The organism is Acidovorax sp. KPB24-07 (assembly GCF_057543315.1).
In genome coordinates this window covers 1-1,195 of the sequence record NZ_BAAJYS010000690.1, presented here as the reverse complement: position 1 = coordinate 1,195, position 1,195 = coordinate 1, and the positions used below count along the sequence as shown (strand labels likewise).

The 1,195-nt window shown below is 69.3% G+C and carries 1 protein-coding gene; it reads left to right on the top strand.

Annotated features, from left to right (window positions below):
• Window positions 1-1,195, top strand: a 1,195-nt coding sequence (locus AC27IQ_RS25030) for a non-ribosomal peptide synthetase (RefSeq protein WP_487091225.1), incomplete at both ends; no start/stop codon positions are given.

Here is a 1,195-nt window from a genome sequence, read left to right as displayed (position 1 = left end):
GGTGGCGGTGCACGAACTGTTCGAGCGCCAGGCGGCGGCGCAGCCCGATGCCCCCGCGTTGGTGTTCGGTCAGGAGGCGCTGAGCTACGGCCAGCTCAACGCCCGCGCCAACCAACTGGCGCACCGGCTGGTGAAGCTGGGGGTGCGGCCCGAGACGCGGGTGGGCATTTTGGTGGAGCGCAGCACCGAGATGGTGGTGGGCTTGCTGGGCATCCTGAAGGCCGGAGGGGCGTATGTGCCGCTGGACCCGGAGTACCCGCCGGAGCGGCTGGCCTACATGGTGCAGGACAGCGGCATCGGCCTGCTGCTCACGCAGCACCAGCATGGTGGCAAGGTGCCCGAGACGGCGGGCTTGCAGGTGCTGGAGCTGGACACGGAGCGGCTGACCGAGGAGCCCGAACACGACCCGCAGGTGGTGCTGCACGGCGAGAACCTGGCGTACGTCATCTACACCTCCGGCTCCACCGGGCGACCCAAGGGCGCGGCCATCCGCCACAGCGCGCTCCACAGCTGCATGGCCTGGATGCAGCAGACCTATGCGCTCAATGCGAGCGACACCGTGCTGCACAAGGCCCCATTCGGCTTTGACGTCTCGGTGTGGGAGACCTTCTGGCCCTTGACCACCGGCGTGCGGCTGGTGGTGGCCCAGCCCGGGGACCAGAGAGACCCCGAGCGGCTCGTGCAGCTCATCCGCCAGCACCAGATCACCACCTTGAACTTCGTGCCCTCCATGCTGCAGGCCTTCCTGGCGCACGAAGGCATCGAGCACCAGACGCGGCTGCGCTACATCATCTGCGGGGGCGAAGCCATGCCTGCGGCCACCCAGAGCGAAGCGCTGCAGCGGCTGCAAGGCGCCTCGCTGCAGAACCTGTACGGCCCCACGGAAACTACCATCCACGTCACGCAGTGGCAGTGCCGTGAAGACGGAGGCACGCAGGTGCCGATCGGGCGGCCGATCTCGGCCACGCAGGCGTGGGTGCTGGATGGGCAGTTGAACCCGGTGCCGCAGGGCGTGGCGGGAGAGCTGTACCTGGGAGGCATCAGCCTGGCGCGGGGCTACCTGGGGCGGCCGGGCCTGACGGCCGAGCGGTTCGTGGCGGGGGAGGGCGGCCAGAGGCTGTACCGAACGGGAGACCTGGTGCGCTGGAACGCACAGGGGCAGCTGGAGTACCTAGGGAGGCTGGACCACCAGGTG